The organism is Pseudomonas sp. FSL R10-2189, from assembly GCF_009600325.1.
GTDB lineage: Bacteria > Pseudomonadota > Gammaproteobacteria > Pseudomonadales > Pseudomonadaceae > Aquipseudomonas > Aquipseudomonas helleri.
In genome coordinates this window covers 21,864-41,351 of sequence record NZ_WIVZ01000016.1, presented here as the reverse complement: position 1 = coordinate 41,351, position 19,488 = coordinate 21,864, and the positions used below count along the sequence as shown (strand labels likewise).

18 protein-coding genes and 1 pseudogene are annotated in these 19,488 nt (G+C 60.7%); 2 read left to right on the top strand and 17 right to left on the bottom strand.

Translation table 11 applies throughout. The annotated features are described in order from the left end of the window. Position 1 precedes the first annotated feature (1 nt). Both hflK and GHO32_RS13325 read right to left on the bottom strand, forming a co-directional pair. Positions 2–1,939: a protease modulator HflK gene (gene hflK, locus GHO32_RS13330; protein WP_153334494.1), complete on the bottom strand. Its 1,938-nt coding sequence runs from the start codon at positions 1,937–1,939 to the stop codon at positions 2–4. Positions 1,940–2,072: 133 nt separating this feature from the next. Then, on the bottom strand, positions 2,073–2,546 hold the full coding sequence (locus GHO32_RS13325) for an Lrp/AsnC family transcriptional regulator (RefSeq protein WP_048388257.1): 474 nt from the start codon (positions 2,544–2,546) through the stop codon (positions 2,073–2,075). Positions 2,547–2,692: 146 nt separating this feature from the next. Here GHO32_RS13325 and GHO32_RS13320 point away from each other — a divergent pair, with 146 nt between their 5' ends. Then, positions 2,693–3,313, top strand: coding sequence for a LysE family translocator (locus tag GHO32_RS13320; protein WP_178113891.1), 621 nt, complete (start codon positions 2,693–2,695; stop codon positions 3,311–3,313). Between the two features lie 9 nt (positions 3,314–3,322). Here the strand turns inward: GHO32_RS13320 and GHO32_RS13315 are convergent, their stop codons facing one another. The 15 genes and pseudogenes from GHO32_RS13315 to GHO32_RS13245 all read right to left on the bottom strand — a co-directional run bounded on the left by GHO32_RS13315 (position 3,323) and on the right by GHO32_RS13245 (position 18,146). Beyond that, positions 3,323–4,660, bottom strand: a complete 1,338-nt coding sequence (locus GHO32_RS13315) for a serine hydrolase (RefSeq protein ID WP_153334498.1) — start codon at positions 4,658–4,660, stop codon at positions 3,323–3,325. A gap of 220 nt (positions 4,661–4,880) precedes the next feature. Then, positions 4,881–5,954 (bottom strand): ABC transporter substrate-binding protein, encoded by a 1,074-nt coding sequence (locus tag GHO32_RS13310; protein ID WP_153334500.1) that lies wholly within the window; start codon positions 5,952–5,954, stop codon positions 4,881–4,883. 30 nt (positions 5,955–5,984) lie between these two features. After that, positions 5,985–7,043, bottom strand: a complete 1,059-nt coding sequence (locus tag GHO32_RS13305) for an amidohydrolase family protein (protein WP_153334502.1) — start codon at positions 7,041–7,043, stop codon at positions 5,985–5,987. A gap of 3 nt (positions 7,044–7,046) precedes the next feature. Beyond that, the gene (gene metC, locus GHO32_RS13300) at positions 7,047–8,261 is read right to left on the bottom strand and encodes a cystathionine beta-lyase (RefSeq protein ID WP_123750603.1); all 1,215 of its coding nucleotides are present in this window, start codon (positions 8,259–8,261) and stop codon (positions 7,047–7,049) included. A 2-nt stretch (positions 8,262–8,263) separates the two neighbouring features. Continuing rightward, complete coding sequence (locus GHO32_RS13295) at positions 8,264–9,016, bottom strand: amino acid ABC transporter ATP-binding protein (RefSeq protein ID WP_218576898.1); 753 nt, start codon at positions 9,014–9,016, stop codon at positions 8,264–8,266. After that, entirely contained in the window at positions 8,998–9,801 is an 804-nt protein-coding gene (locus GHO32_RS13290; RefSeq protein WP_153338263.1) for an amino acid ABC transporter permease, read from the bottom strand. The genes GHO32_RS13295 and GHO32_RS13290 overlap by 19 nt, the downstream gene beginning before the upstream one ends. Further along, the gene (locus GHO32_RS13285) at positions 9,798–10,541 is read right to left on the bottom strand and encodes an amino acid ABC transporter permease (RefSeq protein ID WP_048373535.1); all 744 of its coding nucleotides are present in this window, start codon (positions 10,539–10,541) and stop codon (positions 9,798–9,800) included. The genes GHO32_RS13290 and GHO32_RS13285 overlap by 4 nt, the downstream gene beginning before the upstream one ends. Next, positions 10,538–11,146 (bottom strand): annotated as a pseudogene (locus GHO32_RS13280) (transporter substrate-binding domain-containing protein); the annotation flags it as partial. The gene GHO32_RS13285 and the pseudogene GHO32_RS13280, both read right to left, overlap by 4 nt. Positions 11,147–11,167: 21 nt before the next feature. Next, positions 11,168–11,413, bottom strand: coding sequence for a hypothetical protein (locus tag GHO32_RS13275; RefSeq protein ID WP_153442856.1), 246 nt, complete (start codon positions 11,411–11,413; stop codon positions 11,168–11,170). A 46-nt stretch (positions 11,414–11,459) separates the two neighbouring features. After that, complete coding sequence (locus GHO32_RS13270) at positions 11,460–12,338, bottom strand: hypothetical protein (RefSeq protein ID WP_153334506.1); 879 nt, start codon at positions 12,336–12,338, stop codon at positions 11,460–11,462. Positions 12,339–12,397: 59 nt separating this feature from the next. Continuing rightward, positions 12,398–15,163, bottom strand: coding sequence for a TonB-dependent receptor (locus GHO32_RS13265; protein ID WP_153334508.1), 2,766 nt, complete (start codon positions 15,161–15,163; stop codon positions 12,398–12,400). A gap of 120 nt (positions 15,164–15,283) precedes the next feature. Next, on the bottom strand, positions 15,284–15,964 hold the full coding sequence (locus GHO32_RS13260; RefSeq protein ID WP_153334510.1) for a class II aldolase/adducin family protein: 681 nt from the start codon (positions 15,962–15,964) through the stop codon (positions 15,284–15,286). 92 nt (positions 15,965–16,056) lie between these two features. Continuing rightward, the gene (locus GHO32_RS13255; RefSeq protein WP_123750607.1) at positions 16,057–17,049 is read right to left on the bottom strand and encodes a FecR family protein; all 993 of its coding nucleotides are present in this window, start codon (positions 17,047–17,049) and stop codon (positions 16,057–16,059) included. A 62-nt stretch (positions 17,050–17,111) separates the two neighbouring features. Then, positions 17,112–17,612, bottom strand: a complete 501-nt coding sequence (locus tag GHO32_RS13250) for an RNA polymerase sigma factor (protein WP_053225304.1) — start codon at positions 17,610–17,612, stop codon at positions 17,112–17,114. A gap of 168 nt (positions 17,613–17,780) precedes the next feature. Next, on the bottom strand, positions 17,781–18,146 hold the full coding sequence (locus GHO32_RS13245) for a hypothetical protein (protein WP_153334512.1): 366 nt from the start codon (positions 18,144–18,146) through the stop codon (positions 17,781–17,783). Positions 18,147–18,365: 219 nt separating this feature from the next. Between GHO32_RS13245 and GHO32_RS13240 the strand changes: the two genes are divergently transcribed. Next, positions 18,366–19,277 carry a bifunctional GNAT family N-acetyltransferase/nucleoside diphosphate kinase regulator gene (locus GHO32_RS13240; RefSeq protein WP_153334514.1) on the top strand — a complete coding sequence of 304 codons (912 nt, stop codon included), beginning with the start codon at positions 18,366–18,368 and terminating at the stop codon, positions 19,275–19,277. The last annotated feature ends 211 nt before the right edge of the window (positions 19,278–19,488 follow it).

Below are 19,488 nucleotides of genomic sequence, written 5' to 3'. Positions count from 1 at the left end.
CTTACTGAACAGCTTTACGCGGCGCGACAGGATCGGCCGGCAGCGTGAAAGAACGCAGATCGAGGGTCGGCGCGTTGCCGTTGCCCCCAAGGCGGTGGTCGAGAATCAAAAGTTTGGCGTTGTTCATGCCTTGGCTGAGCTGGCTCAAATACTGCTCAAGAACAAAGGCGTGACCGGCTTCGCGGTAGGCTTTTTGTTCGGCGCCAAAACGCAGGTCCGAGGTCTGCGCCGTCGCGTTCACTTCACGCGCCGAGGCATTGGCTTGGTCCAGCGCCATGCTGGCCTGCAATTGCGCAACGTTGGCTTGCTCGCTGGCCGCGCCACGCTCGCGGGCAATCAAGGCCTGGGCGCTGATTTGTGCAGCCTGAACGGCGTGATACGCGTTGGCCGCCCCGGCAGGCGGATGGATAGCCTCAACCACCGTGGCCAGAATCTCGACGCCGCTGCCCAACGAATCCAGATCGGCCTGCACCGCGTGGCCAATGTCATTGGCCAACTCGGTACGTTGTTCGCCGAGCAAATCATCGAGGGTGCGCGAGGCAAAGTCGTGTACCAGGATGCGACTCGCGGTACTGCGAATCAGCGTCGGCACATCGGCACTGTGGTACGTCGCGGCAATCGCGGCTTGATCGCTCAAGCCAATGCGGTACACAAAACGCACGTCCATGTTCACGATCTGAAAGCCCTGCTTGTCACCGCCACCACTGGCAATGACCTGGGATTTGTCGTTCACATGCGTCGCGTCCCACAAGCGGTTGGCCGTCAACGGTGGCAGGCCGTCAGCCGACGCCAGCACGGGATCCGCCGCCGACTCGGTGCTGGTCGCCAGTTCATGCACCACCCCGTTTTCGACCATCAACACCCGGCCCAATGGCCAAGGCAGCCCTGCGTGCAAACCCGGCCCGAATACTTCAACCGGCTTACCAAAACGTTCATAAATGCCGCGCCCTTGCAGCGGGACTTCATTCACACCGCTGAGTATCCAGCCCACCGCGACGATCACCGCCAGCACCGGCAGGAACGCTTTGCGCATGTAGCTGAACGCCCAGATTTGCCGCAGGTCGATGCCAAACCGGTTATGCAATTCGTGCTGCAGCGCCAGCAGCGGTTGCGGTGGCCAGCGCAGCATCCCGGCAATAAAACTCTGCGCAATCATGCGCGGTTCAAGCCGGTCGCGGCGTGGACTGAAAATCGCCGCCACGGCCCGAAGGATTAACTCAATCGCCACCGCCGCGGGCAGCACGCCCAGCAATACCGCAAGGCGAGCGGGCCATTCGGCCTCGGCGCTGCTGAACAGCAGACATAACGCACTGAGCAAAAAAGTGAGGATCGGCACACGCACCAGCGGCGCCAGTAAGCGGGCTTCCGGCCAGCGTGCTTCGGGTTGCTGCGCCAGGTAGCGTTCGAACACCAGCAATACAAATGCCAGCAACACCGCCACCCCGGCGGCCACTCGCCCGCTGGTGCCTAAATCGGCACCGGCCAGCGACGCGTCCCAACTGTGCTGTACACACCACACGGCCAAGCCACCGACGCCCGCCAACCAAAAGACTGGCGCACCGATCGAGGCCAAAAACCGATGCGACCCGCGACTCAACCGTTGGCAAAAACGCTCGTAGGCACTGAGCGGCTCGGCGGGCTGTTCTTCGATCAATTCAGGTGCAGGATTGAGCGCTGCCTTGCGCCAGTCCGCCACCCAAAACGCCGATTGCGCCCCTGCCGCCACCACTAACAACGCGGCGACGTTGTTATTGAGCAGCGCAGGCCACAACGAACTCGGGGCAAACAGACCAATAAAAAAACCGACCGTCCAGAGCATGATTGCCAGGGCGGCCAGTCCAACGCCTAACTGAAAAAGTTGACGCGCCTGAACGGTGGCACTTTGAAAACGAGACAAAGACTCAAGGCCACCCTCCTCGGCATCTAAATCGACACGCATGGAAGCTCCACTGTTTGATGAATATAGTTACGATATAACAAACAGTGTGAAACTTCTGCGGGCGGCCAGCGATCTTCATCTTGGCGCGGAGCCGGAGATAAACAGTCCCAAACGTGGGCCGTATTTAAAGCGGCTAAACCGGTAAATGATTGAGCGGCAGGACAGCAGGCGCCTTGACCGTCTGAATTGCAAAGTTACTGCGAATATCACTGACACCCGGCAACTTGAGCAGCACGCCGGTTAAAAATCGCTCGTACCCGCGTAAATCTGGCACTACAACCTGCAGTAAAAAATCAGATTCTCCTGACACTAAAAAAGCCGAAATCACTTCTGGCAATGCCGTTACAGCGACACGAAACGCCTCCGCCTCATCTTCGTGATGGCGCTCAACCTTGATCCCGATAAACACCGTTAAACCCAAACCGACCTCATCGCGATCCAGATTGGCCTGGTACCCGCGTATCACCCCCGCCTCTTCCAGCAACCGAACTCGACGCAAACACGGCGACGCAGACAGGCCAATTTCGTCGGCCAAGTCCACATTGCTCAAGCGCCCATCACGCTGCAAGGCGTCGAGAATGCGTCGGTCAAAAGCATCCAGTTTTATTTTCGGCATATTCAAATTCTTTTGATGATCAAAAAGGTGGTTTCTGCCAAGACTAGACCTTCTTGAGGCTGAATACGCAACCACCTGCGCGTGCCTTCGCCCCTAAAATCGTGGCTCACCTGCTATCGAGATGGGTCGCCATGGGGATGTTTCTGATTGCGCTGGTTGTGATTTACCTGATGCCCGGGCCGGACATGATATTGCTGCTGCAAACCGGTGCCCGACATGGGCGTGCGTTGGCCCTCAGCACCGCGTTGGGCTTGGGCATTGCCCGGGCCTGCCATGTTTTTCTGGCCGCCGTGGGCTTGGCTGCACTGTTTAAAACAGCGCCCTGGACCTTTGATGGTGTGCGGTTGATCGGCGCGGCTTATTTAGTGTGGCTGGGCGTGCGCATGCTCAAACCCGGCATGCTCACCCACTTGACCCTCGCCACCGGCGTGGTCAAAGAACCTGAATTGACCTGGGCTGGCGCGCTGCGACGTGGCTTGTTGACCAACCTGCTCAACCCCAAGGCTTTGCTGTTTTGCTCGGTGCTGCTGCCGCAATTTATCGACAACCAGGCAGGCACCGTGGGCGCGCAGTTTTTTGGCTTGGGCGTGGTGCTGGTGATCGTCGGCCTGATGTTTGACAGCCTTTACGCCATGGCCGGGGCCTCGTTGGGTCAATGGCTCAACAACAGCCCCCGGGCACAGCGTGTTCAACAGTGGTTATTTGGCAGCCTGTTGATCGGTTTCGCCTTGCGCCTGGCGTTCGTTCAACAGGCCTGAGCCGCAGGTTTACGGCTGCGGGTGGGCAATCAAGTGCTTGGCCAGCGCCTCGAATGCCGGGATGGTCACCGGGTCGTTTGCCGCGTTGCCGGCAATCGGGTTGGACGCATAGCGCACGATCACCATTTCGGCTTTAGGGTCGATGTAGGTGCGCTGCCCATACACACCGCGTGCCATAAAGGCGCCATCGGCGTTGTGCGTCACCCACCACATGTCGCGATAACTGCCGCCTTTGAGCAGGTCATAACCGGCCTTGGCAAACGCGTCTTTATCGCCACCGGCGCGAATATCATCCACCACGGCCTTGGGCACGATCTGCTCACCGAGGTAATGGCCGTTATTGCGGATCATCTCGCCAAACCGCGCCATGTCCCGCAGCCCGGTGTTTAACCCGCCACCGGCAAAGGGCGTACCGATGGAGTCCACAGAGAAGTACGCATCTTGTTCTGCGCCCAAACGCTGCCAGATTTTTTCTGACAATAGTTGCGCCACGTTTTTCCCGGTGACCCGGGCGATCACCCAGCCCAGCACATCGGTGTTCACCGTTTTGTAGGCGAAGGCTTTGCCGTGTTCACCCTCAGGCTGCACGGTCTGCAAATACTCCATGTACGTTTGCGGGCCGGTGTAATCCTTGGGCTTGGGCAGCGGGTTACCCGCCTGTGCGTGCTTCCAGACTTCAGCGTTGGGGTCGGCATAGTCTTCGCTGTATTTAAGCCCGGTGGTCATGTCCAGCACCTGGCGCAACGTCGCGCTGCCAAAGGCGGACTTGGCCAACTCGGGCACGTAATCCGCCACTTTTTTATTGGCGTCCAGCGTGCCATCGGCCACCAGCATGGCGCCCATTGTGCCCACCACCGATTTGGTCATGGACATGGCAGCATGCTGGCCTTGGGGGCTCAACACGCCGAAATACCGCTCATAGACAATTTTGCCGCGGTGCAGCACCACAATGCCGTCGGTGTAATTGGCCGCCAGCGACTGCTCCCAGGTCATCGGTTTTTGCCCACCGAGGGGCGTAAACGTCAGGGCATCGATATCGCTGCGCAACGCCTGCGCCAACGGCACGGGCGCGCCCAAGCCACGGGACACATTGGTGGTAGGCATCAATTGGCGGAAGTTGGAAACGCTCCAGCGCATGGCCGGAAACTTGAAATAACTGCCATCGGCAAACCGCACAATCCGGTCAGGCGGCGGAGGCGCACCGACCATCCAGCCCAGGGTCTTGGGGTCACTGGCGGCGGCATCGGGGTATGTCGTTTTATCGCCCGCACAGGCGATGGACGCTGCCAGGCAAGACAGCAAGAACACCACGCTTGTGCGTGCGGGTTTGAACAATTGCTTAAGCATACAAACGCCTCAATAAAGGAACGAGACCCGGCCAAGCGCTGAGTTGATTGTTCCATTACCAACCCATAGCCGCGCACTACCCTGCGGTATGAGAGGTTAGCTTGTATACCCGTGCGTGTTTTTTACCTGGCTGAGATTAGAGGTAAATGGCGTCAATCAAGGTTTCGAATTGATGGAAATCACGGTGGGAGCGAGCAAGCCCGCTCCCACGTGTTGCAGATTAGTCCTGCAACGACGCGTGCGCCTGTTCCAGGAAGCTCGCATCAGCCCAATCGGTCACGCGGAAGTCGCCTTTGATGTAGCCGTGCTCGCGCAAGAATGACTTTTTCAACTCCAGTGCAGCGAGGTTTTGCGCCGACAGTTGTGGCACAAAATCACGCCCGTGCAGGGCCGCACGCACCAGCGCCGGGTCGCTGTTGAAGGTCACTCGGGTGAACAGTTCAGCGGCAGCGTCGGGGTTGGCGTTGATCCAGCGACCGGCCCGAATCGCGGCGCGCAAGAAGGCCACCACCAGTTCAGGATGCTGGCGGGCGAAGTCAGTGTTAACCGCAGTGGTGTATGGCCCGTTGGAGATTTTCAGGGTCCAGTCGGTGTAGCGCTCCAGGTCTTCGATCACTGTGTATTTGCCTGTCGCCACCAGCGATGCGGCGGTGCTGGCCTGTACCAGAATCGCGTCGACGCGGTCATCGGCCAGGGCCTGAATGTCCACCGGCGGCTGACCACGATGAGCCTTGATTTGCGTCCAGAGTTCAACCGGGCGCTGCGACGGTTGCAGGAAGCTTGGGTCATCGTCGTCGGCCAGATCCACCCACTGCACCTGCTCGGTGCTCAATCCGGCCAGTTCCAGCACCAGCAGCAAACCGTGCTGGGCCGTGGCGCGGGCGAAGTCGATCTTGTCGTCATTCTGGCTTTTGAACAGGCCGATACGACGCCCTGCCAGATCCTGCACGCGGCGGATCCCGGAACCTGCACGCACCACCACTTGGCCGGCGCGCTGGCTGGCGGTGGTGGCGATCAGCGTGGTGTCGGTCAGATCCGCCTTGGCCCACAGGGTCGGAATCGCCCCGCCATCGCGGAACAGTGGGTTGAACGAGTGACGGTAATGCGGCAGCCAGCCGCCATTTTCAGGCAACGAACGCAGGAAGGTGGCCTTGCCGCCAGCGCGCTTGAACTCTTCATCCAGCCAACCCAGCTCCACGGCAATATTGGACGCGACCAACACCGGGCAGATGGTGTAGTAGGCCTCTACCGGGTCAGCGACCAGACGCGGTTTTTCATGCAGTACGGTACTCATTGCGACACTCCTTGGGGCAGAGAGGTAGCCTTAGCTACCCAGGGAAATACCTTTGCTGGCCAACAGGCGCTGCCCGTTGCCTCGCAGGATCAACTCGCGCTCGGCCGCCGAAATCGGCGCGGCCAGCACTTGGGCGATACCCGGCGCGATGTCAGGCACCGGGGCATAGTCAGAACCAAACACCAGTTGCTCGGCGCCCAGCACGCGGGTTGCCAGGGCGATGGCCTGGGCTCCTCGGCCAGCGGCGCCGGTGTCGAATAACAAGCGCTGATAACGCGGGCTGTGGCCGACCGCATCGAAGTGGCCGGGCACCTGGCTGAGTTCCACTAGGTTGGCGATGATGCCGGCGCCGCCGAGCATGGCGATTTGCACCGTGACGTCGGGGTAACGGTCCAGCAGGTCGCTGTGGGCCAAGGTGATGGTGGCCGAGGCAAACTGCCAGGCGATGTCCAGCACCCGCCGCGCTTCGATGGCGTCACTGTGCAACAGCACGGGTGGCTGGCCCGGCACCTGCGGGTGGGCGTAACCGGTGTGCAAATAAATATGGCTGCCCAGCTCTTGGGCTTTGGCCAGCAACGGCTCAAAACGGCTAGCGGCGGCCAGGCTGGCAAAGGCGTTAACCGGCAATACCGCACCGATCAGCCCCAGCTCTTCATGGGCGCGCTGCAACTCGCCCACCGACCACTGAATGTCGGAGGTCGACAACGCCGCCACGGCGCTGAGCCGCGTGGGGTACTGGCGCACTACGCCCGCCAGTTCATTGTTGTAGTCGCGCCACAGGCCCAACGATTCGCTGGCAGACAGCGCCGCGTCGATGCCCAAAGTGGTCGGCCAGGACAGCAATTGATGCGCCACCCCGACCTGATCGAAGTGCTCGATGCGCGCGTCCAGATCAAACCAGTGGTTGCCCAGCGCAAACGGTTGGGCCGTGGTGCCAGCCCCGGAGCGGTGCAAATTCGGTGCGCCATCGGCGCCCGGTAAAAGGCGCGGGCTGCTCTGGCGCTCACTCAAAAAGCGCAGCGAGCTGGGTGAAAACCAATGGCTGTGCAGGTCGATCACACCCTGCACAGAAGGTTGGATTTGGCTCATGGTTCAGGCCTCTTCAGGTGAAAAGTGATGGGCAATACCGGCCAGCCCCTGATCGAGATCGGCGAGCAAATCGTCCACCGCTTCAAGGCCGACATGAATGCGAAACAGCACGCCCGGCACCTGCCACGGCGTGACCGCCCGCTGCGGTGTCTGGCGACCAATCAAGCTCTCGAAGCCGCCCCAGCTGGCGCCCATGGCAAACAATTTGAGGCTGTCGAGGAAGGCATTGACCGCCTCGTCGGGCAGCGGCTTGAGCACGAACGCAAACAGGCCTGACGAACCCAAAAAGTCGCGCTTCCAGATCTCATGCCCGGGGCTGCCGGGCAGCGCCGGGTGGCGCACTTCAAGCACCTCGCTGCGTTGCTGCAACCAGTGCGCCACGCGCAGCGCCGACTGTTGATGCTGACGCAGGCGCACGCCCAGAGTGCGCAGGCCGCGCAGGCCCAGATACGCATCGTCGGCGCTGGCGATATAACCGAGGTCGCGCACCACTGAACGCACCTGGGCATAGAGCGGCTGGGTGGTCACGATGACGCCGAGCATCGCGTCGGAATGGCCCACCAGGTACTTGGTGGCCGCGTGAATGGAGATATCCACACCATGCTCAAAAGCCCGGAAGAACAGCGGCGTGGCCCAGGTGTTGTCCATCAACACCAGCGCGCCGTGGGCATGGGCGGCCTTGGCAATGGCCGGGATGTCCTGGACTTCGAAAGTGGTGGAACCTGGCGCCTCGACAAACACCACTTTGGTGTTGGGGCGCAGTTGGCCGGCGATGTCGGCGCCCAGCTCGGGGTCGAAATAGGTGGTTTCAATGCCATAGCGCGACAGCACGTCGTCGAAGACTTTGCGCGCATGCCAGTAGCAATTGTCGGTAACCAGCACGTGGTCACCGGCCTTGGCCACGGCCAACACCGCGCCGGTGATTGCTGCCAGCCCCGACGGCATGATCAGCCCGCGATAGCCGCCTTCCAGCTCGGCCACCGCATCTTCAAACGCTGCGGTGGTGGGGTTGCCGTTGCGCCCGTAGGCATTGCCACGAAACTCCGGATCGGCCGACTTGCGCCGGAACTCGGCGAGCGCCTGGGTGTTTTCCCAGACGTAAGTCGACACGCGATAAACCGGGGTGTTGACCGTGCCCTCGTGGCTCGCCGGATTACGCCCCAAATGGGTCAGCTGGGTGTCGGCCAGCCAATGACTACGCGATTCTCTTGTGGACATCTTCACAGTACTCGTTCGAGGAAACGTTGGGTTCGGGGGTCGGCGGGGCGGCTGAAAATCAGCTCGGGGTCGCCCTTTTCGACGATTCGCCCGCCATCGGTGAAATACACCGTGTCGGCGATTTCGCGGGCGAAGCGCATCTCGTGGGTGACGATCAGGCAGGTCATGCCGCTGGCGGCAACATCGCGGATGGTGTTGAGCACTTCCTTGACCGTCTCCGGGTCGAGGGCCGCGGTCACTTCGTCAAACATCATCACGTCGGGGCGCATCGCTAAACTGCGGGCAATCGCCACGCGCTGCTGCTGGCCGCCGGACAATTGCCCGGGGAAGGCAGCCTGTTTGTTTTCCAGACGCACCTTGGCCAGCAGCTCAATGGCGTAGGCTTCGGCCTCTTGCCGTGACTGGCCGAGCACTTGAATCGGCGCCAGGGTGATGTTGTCCAGCACGCTGAGGTGCGGGAACAGGTTGTAGCTTTGAAAGATCATGCCGACGTGGCGGCGCAGGCCGGGCACGTCGAGTTGCGGATCATCGACGCGGATCCCGCAGACCTCGATGCGCCCGCTGTCCACCGGGGTCAAGGCGTTGAGGGTGCGCAACAGGGTGGACTTGCCCGAGCCGGACGGGCCAATCAGGCAGGCGATTTCCGAGCGCCGAACCGACAGTGAAATGCCCTGCAAAATGGGCTGGTCACCGTAGGATTTGTACACGTCCTCCAACTGGATTTGCAGCGGCTGGCTCATGAGTACAGGCTCCATTTGCGCTCCAGGTACCGTGAGTAACGGGAGATCGGGTAGATATAAATAAAGAAGGCGACGAACACGTAGAGGTAGGCAGGCAGCAGCAGGTCCGGGCGGGTCTGGCCGGTGAGGCGCAGTTGCAGGCTGGTCATCAGTTCTTCTACGCCCATCAAATTGGCCAGCGAGGTGGCCATGGTCACGGCGCAGTACAGGCTCATCCATGGCGGTACCATGCTGCGCAGGGCCTGGGGCAGAATCACCAAACGCAGGCTTTTGCGCCGGGGCAGCGCCAGCGAGGCGGCGGCTTCCCACTGGGCCACGGGGATCGAACGAATGCCGCCACGCACAATTTCCGAGACGTAACCGCTGCCCGCCAAACCGAGCCCCAAGGCAGCCTTGAGCCAATCGGGAATCTGCCACCAGCGGTCCAGCGCCTGGAACTCAAACGGCAGCAGGTTCATCACCAAAAACACCACCACCAGCCACGGCGCATTGCGCAGTAATTGGGTCAGCAGCACCGCCATCTGGCGTAACCCGCGATGCAGCGAGACCTGCAAGCACCCCAGCAGCGTGCCGAACACTGTCGCTGCCAGCATCGCCACCACGCCCATCACAATGTTCAGGGCAAAACCGCGGGCCAGCGCGGGCGTCCAGTTCAGCAACAGCGCAATGATGTCGCGATAGGCCCAGGCCACCGCCCCCACGCCGACACCCGCCGCCAGCCACAACACACCCAGCGCGATAAAGCGCGAGGCGTTGAGCGGTGGGCGGATGCGTTGAGACAACAGAGTCAAAGGGCTCATCGGCTGTGATACCCCGGCAGGCGAAAGCGCGCTTCGATCCGCGACATCAGCAAGGCACAACCGCCGAGCAGGATGAAGTACATGAGCAGCAACACCTGCATCATCTCGGCGACGTTGAAGTTGTCAGTCCAGATGCGGTTACAGGCGTAGAGCAACTCCGGCACCGCGATGGCGTAGGCCACCGAGGTGGACTTGACCGCCTGCGCCAGGCTGTTGCCCAACGCAGGCAAACTGTTGCGCAGCGCCAGCGGCAAGATCAGGTGGCGAAACAGTTTGCGCCCGTGCAAGCCCAGGGCTTGCGCGGCCTCAATGGTCGAGCGCGGCACGGCGTCGATGCTGCCGCGCAGCGCCTCGATCTGGAAGGCGCCCGAGTGCAGCCCGAGCACAATGACTGCCCACTGAAAGTTACCGATCATGCGCACCGCATGGCCGTCGGCGTCCTCGACCATCGGCAACAGCGAACCCAGGCCGAAGTAGAAGAAGTACAACTGGGCCAGCAAGGGCGTATTACGAAACAGCTCGACATAGGCGGTGACCGCCTGACGCACTGGCCGCCACGGTGAAGACTTCAACGCCACGCCCAGCACGCCGATCACCAGCGACAGCAGCACGCTGGCAATCGCCAGGCCCAGGGTGAAACCCAGCCCCAACAGAAAGCGCTGGGCGTCCGTCGGGTCCCAGAGAATACTCAGGTGAAAGCCCTGGCCTTCAAGCCACGGCCGCACATAGCGTTCAATCACTGGCCTGCACTCCCCTGCGCATAACGGGCGTGCTGCTCGGCCACCCAAGGGTTGGCTTCGATGCCGTATTTTTTCTCAAGCTCGATGATCAGCCCCGAGCGATGCCAGCCTTCAACCACTTTGCCGAGCAAGGCTTGCAGCTCAGGTTGGCCCTTGCGCAGGGCGATGCCCCAAGGGGCGGCATCCTGGCTGGGCAATTTGATTTCGTAGTCTTGCCAGTTCGGGTCTTTGGCCAGCTCGCGGTAAAACACGTCATCGGCAAGGGTGCCCAGGCAACGCCCGTCGGCCACGGCTTTGCGCACTTCGGCGTTGCCGGTGTAAGAGGCAAAACGTACGCCGTAGCGTTCCTCGTAAGGGCGCACCCAAACGCTGGCAGGGTTGGAGCACAGCACCTTGCCGCGCAGGTCTTCCCAGTGTTCGAGGCGAGTGGTTTTGGGAGCGAAAACCGTGGCCGCCGAGCTGTAATAACCCGGCTCGACAAAGTCCACTTCCCGGCGACGGCTCGGGGTGTCCAGCAACGACGTTACCAACAGTTCACAGCGCCCCTGATTGAGAAACGCCAAGCGGTTGACCGGGGTGACCAACACCAGTTGCAGGCCCAGGTCCTTGCCGGTGGCCTGCTGAAGCTAGTGTTGCAGATCCAGCACCAGGTCGTAGATCAGGCCGCTGTGGTTGCCCTCGGCATCGATGAACTTGAAAGGCGGAAATTCCTCGCCGGTGCAAACACTCAGGCTGCCACGGGACACCGCCCGCTCCAGCAGCACCTCGGCCTGTGCCACGCTCCAGCCGAGCAGTGCCAACAGGCCAAAACTCAGGCGCAGCAACGTGCGGCGAACGGATAGAAACTCGAGTACAGCGCACACCTGGTGCATGTTGAGGCCCTCGCTAAAGAAGTGGGTGAAGGAGAATTGGCGAGGGTTAGCCCGCCGCAAGCTCGGCGGGGTCAAGACGCAAGGCCGTGGCATACCCGGCGCGGGCGAGGCGCTCGGCGACCACTTCCACAGGCTCGGCGTCGCCGATCAGCACCAGCACCTGATGCGTGTCCGCAGGCAGCCTGGCGGGCAAAACCGCGCCCTCGGCGCTGCTCACAGGCACGGCTGGGGGCAACTCTTCTGGCAATTGCACGGCGTGGTCCACCGCGAAAAAGGCCAGCGGTTTGGCCTGGTGAGCCTCGACGACTTGCGCCAGTGACACCTGCTGTACCCCAAGGCTCAGCGGGCCACGGTTGTTCACGTCGTAGGCTTCGCTGTCCGGGCCACGAAACACCGGCGCGCCACGGTTTTCTGGGCCGTCGACGCCGATGCCGTAGATGTGCAGGTGAACGGCCAGCTCATCACCGTCGACCTGGATGGTGTGGTAATCGCCTGCGGGCATGTACAGCACATCCCCCGCCACGATCGAGTGCTCGCCGCGCTTGCGCAGTTTGCCTTTGCCCGGCTCCGAGCCATCGTCGATGCGCTCAAACAGCACGTTGTGTTCGTTGCCGGACACCCCGGCAATCAGCGCCCACGACGGGTGCCGATGCGGCGCATTGCTGGCGCGTGCTTTACCCACCAGCACGTACAAGGCGTTGCGCCGGTCGGCGTCTTCGCCCAGACGGTAGAAGCCGCTGGCCAGTTCGCTGCGAAACGGATACTGCTCGGTCGGGAACAATTCGGGCTGTGCGGCGAGATTACGCAACGCCTCGCGGGCGGCGTCTATCTGCTCGGCAGTGTTGTGCCCGGCGCCCAGGCCTGCGGCACGTACAGCGTCGAGAGTGTGGCGAACGGCGGTGGCACGTTGATGAATCAAAGACATTACTCAGGCTCCATGCATCACCGTCCGATCGGCTCGGACGGCGCATTGAAAAGGGGGCGTCAGAACTTCACGTTGAGGTTGGCGTAGTAATAAGCGCCTTCGTATCCACCGGGTGACAGCAGCGAGTAAACGGTCCGGCTGTTGGTGTTCAGCCGCTGTTTGTTGACCTTGTCCGGGAAGCTGTCAAAGATGTTGTTGCCACCCACATCCACCCGTACGTTCTTGGTCACCTGGTAGCTGACGCTGGCGTCGGTCACCCATTGGGCGCCGAACGTCTGGTCGTATCCGGGGCGTGGCGGCTTCTGCGAATCGGCCGATTTGAACTCGCCAAAACGTGTTTCCGAGATGCGCAGGCCCCAGTCGCCGTAGCTGTAATGCGCGGTCAGGTTGAGCTTGGAGCTGGGCGCGGCGTCGGTGATCAGGTACTCCGTCTCGCGGTTGACCAACACCGCGTTGGGGTTGATGGCCAGCAACTGCGAAGGCGTTTGCGGCAGCTTGAGAATTTCGGTGTCGTTCCAGTTGTAACCGCCGCTGAAGGCCAACCGACCGTATTGCTTGAGGTCGAACACGTAGTTGCCCACCACGTCGACGCCTTTGGTTTTGGTGTCCAGGCCGTTGGTGTAGAAGCTCGCCGCGCTCACGTCATAGCCCAGAGGGTTGAGGAAACCGCCCAGGTTGGTCTGGTTCTCGGACAGGGTGACGCGGTCACGCAACTTGATCTGATAAACATCCACAGTCAGCGACGCATTGGGCAACGGGGTGAACACCGCGCCCAACGAGAAGTTGGTCGACTTCTCGGGCTTGAGGTCCTGGGCGCCAAGCAGACGCGCAACCGGATGGTCGACCGGGAAGGTACGGCTGTCGTACATCACGCTGCCGTTCCAGGTGCTCTGGGTGTAGGAGTGGCCGATCTGCCCAAGGCTGGGGGCGCGGAACCCCGTGTTGGCAGTGGCGCGCAACGCAAACATCGGGTTGAACTCATAGCGCGCCGACACCTTGCCGGTGCGGGTCGAACCGAAGTCGGAATATTTTTCGTAGCGCGCCGCTACGCCCATTTGCAGCTTTTCGGTCAGGTTGTTTTCCAGGCTGACATACAGCGCCTTGACGTTGCGGTCGTAGCTGCCGGCATCCCCTGGCTGGTAGCCGGGGAAGCTCTGTGAGCCGACGCCCGCCCGCACGTCATAACCCGGCGCCGCAGGGCCGAAGCCGGCGTTGGGATTTGGGCCCGGGTCTACACCAGGACCACGGCGAGGCACGTCGGTAAACTCGTAAGGCCCACGGGCCCAAGACTGGTACTCACCGGAGTTAACGTCATAGTTTTCCTTGCGCCAGGCCGCCCCCGCAGCGAGGGTCACGGGGAAGTCCGTGAGTGACCATTGCAGATCCTTGACGTAGTCGAGGGTCAGGCTGGTCTGGTCGGAGGTATACCCGCCGGCGTGAAAACGGCGCTGGCTGTCGGGGCCAAATGAAGGGTTGATGGAGTTGTTGAGGATGTATTCGATGTCGCTGCGCCCGTAGCTGGCGGCCAAATCAAACTTGCCGATATCGTCATCGCCAAAGCGCGAACCGAAGGTGGCCTCGTAGTCTTCGCTTTTGAGGTCCAGCCACGGCTGGAAGCCTTCCGGGTACACCGACAGCCAGTTACGGCCTTGCTGGTCATACGGGTAGCGATAGGCGTTTTGCGAATGGCTGATGCGGTGCCCGTAGGTGGCGAAGCCATAGAGCTGAACCTGATCGGTCACGCTGCTTTCGGCGTTGAGCGCCAGGTTGTAATCATCCAGCGCGGGCGAGCCGGTGGCGTATTCGCGGTTGGCCGTGGCTTCGCGCGGGTCGTTGGCATTCCAGAAGTACACGCTGTCATCGGTCTTGCCGCTGGGGTAGGTGCGCTTCTTGTTGCTCCAGTCGCCGCTCAGGGTGAGGAAACCATCCCCCGGCAAGGTGAAGCCTTTCCAGGTCTCGACGTTTTTGCTGAAGCCATCGCCTTTGGTGAACTTGCCCATCGTCGTGTTGACTTCGCCGCCGCTGTCGCGCTCCTTGAGCACGACGTTGATGACCCCGGCAATCGCGTCCGAACCGTATTGCGCCGACGCACCGTCACGCAGTACTTCGACGCGCTCGATGGCGCTGATCGGGATGGTGTTGAGGTCGGCGGCGTTCGAACCGCGACCAAAAAACGGTTTGTTGTTCACGAAGGCCGAAACGTGCCGGCGCTTGCCGTTGATCAGCACCAGCGTCTGATCAGGCGACAACCCACGCAAGGCGGCAGCCCGGAAACTCGACAAGCCATCCACGCCGTTGACCAGCGGGTAGTTGAACGACGGCACCAGCGCTTGCAGGGCTTGGCTCAAGTTGGTGAAGCCGGTTTCCTGAATCGCGTTGGCGCTGATGGTGTCGACAGGCGAAGAACTTTGCAGCGCGGTCAGGTCAGTGCGTCGGGTCCCCACCACCACGACCTGATCCAGCTGCGGAGGCACCTGCGCTGCCGAAGGCGCCAGGGCATAAATCACAAAGCTGCCTTGGGCGGTCTGGCGTGCGGCCAGCCCCGAGCCTTCGAGCAGCTTGTTCAGGGCTTGCTCCACCGACAGGCTGCCGCGCACCGAACGGCCCTGCTTGCCCGCCACCAATGCCTGGGGCGCCAGCACGTTGGTGCCGGTTTGTTCCGCCAATTGGTTGAGTGCTTGTTGCAGAGGTTGTGCGGGCAGGTCGATGCTCTGCGCCACGGTGACAGCGTCACCGGCTTGCGGCGCGGCGTAGGCGACACTCCCGAACAGAAGACCACCAGACAGAATCGCAGTACTTAACAGCGTTAATTGAGGTTGAAACATTTATGAGCTCCCTGGCCATCATTTGTGGTCCTCGAAACAAATGACGTCCAGGTCGCAAACAGCCTCAGGTTATAAAACAACAATCAATAAGATCATTTTGATCTTTAGATATGCCCGTGCTCAGGGCGCGTGCCAACCGCGACGGGCCAACTCGGCAGCGCCTGCGGGCAATGCCTGGGCGCCACCCAGTTGTTCGGCGAGCAGTGCCAGGTGGGCGGCATCTTCCAGAGCGACCAGCAAACGCGCAGCCCCCAGCACGCCCTTCTCACTCCAGGCAAACGGGCCGTGGTTGGCGAGCAAGACCGCTGGCGCGGTGGTGTCGTCGCGCAGCAAATCGATCACCGGCTGCGAGGCATAACGCGGGCCCCACTCGCTCACCGGGATCTGCTGGTCTTCACGCAGCAGGCCCAACAGGCCTGAGCTGTACGGGCGCAACGGGCGGCGGGCAATGGCATGAGCAGTGAGGTACAGCGAGTGGGTGTGGATAACTGACGTGGCCTGTGGACGCTCGCGCAAAATGGCCACGTGCAGCGCTGCGACTTCCTGCAGATTGGCGGACAACGTGCCTTGGTGCGTGCGCAAATCGAAATCCAGCAGGACCGCCGTGCCCGCGTCAGGGCCAGCCAGAGAAGCAATCAACAGCTTCTCTTGATCCCCTACACGCAGGCTGATATTGCCCGCATGGGTCGGCGAAAGGGTGTGCGTATCGATCAGCAATTGGCGCGCTTGGGCGAAGGCTTGCTCAAATTGTTGCAACGCCAGCAAAGGGTCAGAGACAGGCCGGGATTCTTGAAGGGTCATAGCGGTTCCTGAAGGTTCAGAGGGGTGAAATTACCCCCCTTGATTCAGGGACGTTTAATCAGCGGATTGCCTCAGGTCGGCTGCACAAACTCTTAGCGGGCGCGGATATCCACACTCTGGTCTGGATTGATAACCAGATTCAGCGCAAACAACTCAGGCAGCAAATGCAGCAGCTCATCAGGCTTGGCCAATGAGAACGACCCACTGATGCGCAACGCCCCCAGCTTGCTGTCATGAATACGAATACGCCCGCTGCGGTAGCGTTGCAGTTCGGTCACCGCTTCGGCCAGGGTCTCGCCAGAAAACACCAGACGCCCGTCACGCCAGCTCACCGCCTGGGTGGCGTCCACATCGCGGATGCCATCGACAAACAATCCATGCCGCGTGCGCAACTGCTGGCCACGGGTGATTTGCAACGAATCGGCTTCGTGGTCCGGCGTCACCCGAACCCGCCCTTCAAGCACAGTGACCTGGTTACCCTCCTGCCACTGACGCACGTTGAACACCGTGCCAAGCACCCGCACCCGGGTGTCCAAAGACGTGACTTCGAAGGGGATATTGACCTGGTGAGTGACTTCGAACAGCGCCTCACCCTGGACCAGTTGCACCTCTCGCGAGCGCAGCCTGCGCACAAAATCCAGATGGGTATTGGTATTGAGCTGCACCCGGCTGCCGTCGCTGAGAGATACCTCACGGTGCTCGCCCAAACCGGTCACGTATTCGCCCTGGGACAACACCGGATTGACCCACCACAAGGTCAGGCCAACCCCGAGCAGCAACACCAGCGCACTGCTCCATGTAGGCCAGGCCCAGCCACGGCGGGGTGTGCGAACTGCCAATGCCGGGGCTTGCGCAGCAGACGCCGGGGCCAGGTGGCGCGGGTAACGCTGGCGCAAACTGTCGAGTGAGGCATCCAGCGCGATGACGGTTTGCCGCTGGGCTTCATAGCAGCGCCGATTGTCGTCACTCACGGCCACCCACTGCTCTAATTCCAGGCGAGCGTCCGCTTCGCGTTGTGGGTCGCCGCAACGGCTGCGCGCCAGTAAGCGATTAACGTAATCCGAGTCATTTAAAGGCAAGTTCATCGCCTGATTAGAGTGCTAGCAAAGCAGCAATGAAAGACAAGTAACCCACCTCAGCACGCGCATTAATCCATAAACTCCCGGCAAATTTTTAAACCCAGCGCCACATGCTTCTCTACCATGCTGGGCGAAATGCCCATGCTGGCGCCAACCTCGTTGTGCGCCAGACCGTGGATGCGCGAGAGGATAAACGCCTCGCGGCAGCGCGCCGGCATACTGTCGATGGCTTTGGACAATAGCTCCACCCGCTCCTGGCCCAGGGCTATGCGCTCCGGGTCGATGTCGTGGGACAGCGCCGGCAACGACTCGGCATCCACCCGCGACTCCAAAGATTCCATAGGCAAGCGCCGACGATGCCGCGCAAGGTCGATCTTCAAATTACGGGCGATTTGCCGAAGCAACCCCGCAGGTGATCGAACCTCTTGCTCAGCGGGCAACTTGAGCAACCGCTCAACACTGGCCTGCGCAATATCCCCGGCATCCTGGCGAGAGCTGCTGTCACGGTCCATGGATTTATAAAAGTCGGTGTAAATCGGATTTATATTTTTTAAGAGTTTATTGCTCATTAATCACGGCATCGTCAGTGCGATGCGGCTCCTGCTGGAGCAGGCAGAACCGGCCATCGGAAAATGAAAAGTGCATATCCGGCGGCCCGGTTTTTATAGCCTAACGAGCATTTTTTTAGATATGAAATAACTGTTTGGCCTAGACGTGTTGATTTAGCTCATAACGCTTCACGCATCCAGCTCAACGTAACTCGACTCCCCGCCCCCGGTCGCACCCGATAACCAGCCCCAGACAAACTCCAGTGTGGTGCGCCCGGCGTGATCCACACCGACCGTGCCCCGCGACCAACCGGCCAGCAACTCGCCCTCTGCGGTCAGGCAGTGGTACAGCAACTCGATGCTGTCGGGGCCGGTAGCGCGACCGACCAAATGCCCCGTGCGGATATGCCCGCCCTGGTAAGTCCCGGTGATCGCATTGCCATCGACGTGGTAGTGAAACACCGTGCTGGCGTCGGATAACCCGCTGGCGTTACTCGCCACGGCGAACCGGCGATTGTTCATGCGTTGGCTGATGTTTTTAAAGGTGCTGTCCATCAATTTTCGAGCTCCTGATTGCCTGCGGTCTGCATAAAGTGGGTCGAAGGGTTTGAACTTGAGAATTGTGTAAAACAACCAAAAAACCGTAGCCATCCCCCAAAAGCGGCTTTGGATTCGGCTTTACAGGCGTCATGCCATAAAATGGCCGGTTGCCGAAGAACCGTCATGACTCTGGCCATGAAGGGCTTCCATCCTTAACAAATAAGTGTGGTCAAGATGAACAAGCCTTTCATTTCGCTGTGCCCTGAAATTACTCGGGCGCACGCGCTGACGTTGATGGATTGGTTGGAGGATGAACGTGTCACCTGCTACCTGAGCGATTCTCGTCATGTTTCGCGCTCCATTGGGCACGCCATTGATCGGACACAACTGCCGATCCTGACTCATCTATTCAACCAGGGCGGCCGTTTTTTCATGGCCTTTGACAGGCATGACGCCCCGGTCGGCTTTGTCCGTCTGATCAAAACCGGCCCGGATTGCGAGATAGTCCTGGTCATTGGAGACAGCGACAAATGGGGCCGCAACCTTGGCGCCCGCACGATCCTGGAAGGCATGAAACTGGCCTTCCTCGACATGCGGGCCAAGAAGCTCATCGCCAAGATCCATCCGGACAACACGCGCTCGCTCAAAGCCTTTGTGCGCAGCGGCTTTGTGCTTGAGAGCGAAACGCCGACATTGAAGTCATTTTCCATGGCGGCGGGACGCTATCTCCAGCTCTTGCGCGAAGGGGCCGTGAGTAACGCCACCAAAATCTTCATCACTGAAATCGACAAGGCCCGGCTCGAACAACTGATCGCGCTCGAAACAGGCCCCGCCGTCGTTGAGCTCGAACATGAGCTTGAGCGTGCGATTGTCGTCAAGCCGCAGCAGGTGGCGTCCAATGTCGTCACGATGAACTCCAGAGCCTTGCTGCAATTGGACGACGAAGAGATCGAAGTGGCCTTGGTCTACCCCGAAGACGCCGACAGCAACAGCGGAAAACATTCTGTTTACTCCGACATCGGTGCCGCCATCCTGGGTTATCAGGAAGGGGACGCCATTGACTGGCGAATATCTGACAGGACCCGCCGAATAGAGATCAGGAAAGTGCTTTACCAGCCGGAGGCTGCGGGCCACTTCCACCTTTAATTGGGGCTTTTACTGCGTGTTGATCCATCAGGCGCGAAGGTTTACACACGCTTCGGGCCTGGCTGGCTCGTGGAAGTTTAAATGCTCAACATTCAACCCGCTGGGTGCGGGTTGAATGTGTTCTGTTACGGATTAATAAACTTTGTCACAAAAGCTCTTGGATTCCGCGGCCGAGCGGGGGCGCTGATCCTGGAGAAGAGAGAATAAAGGT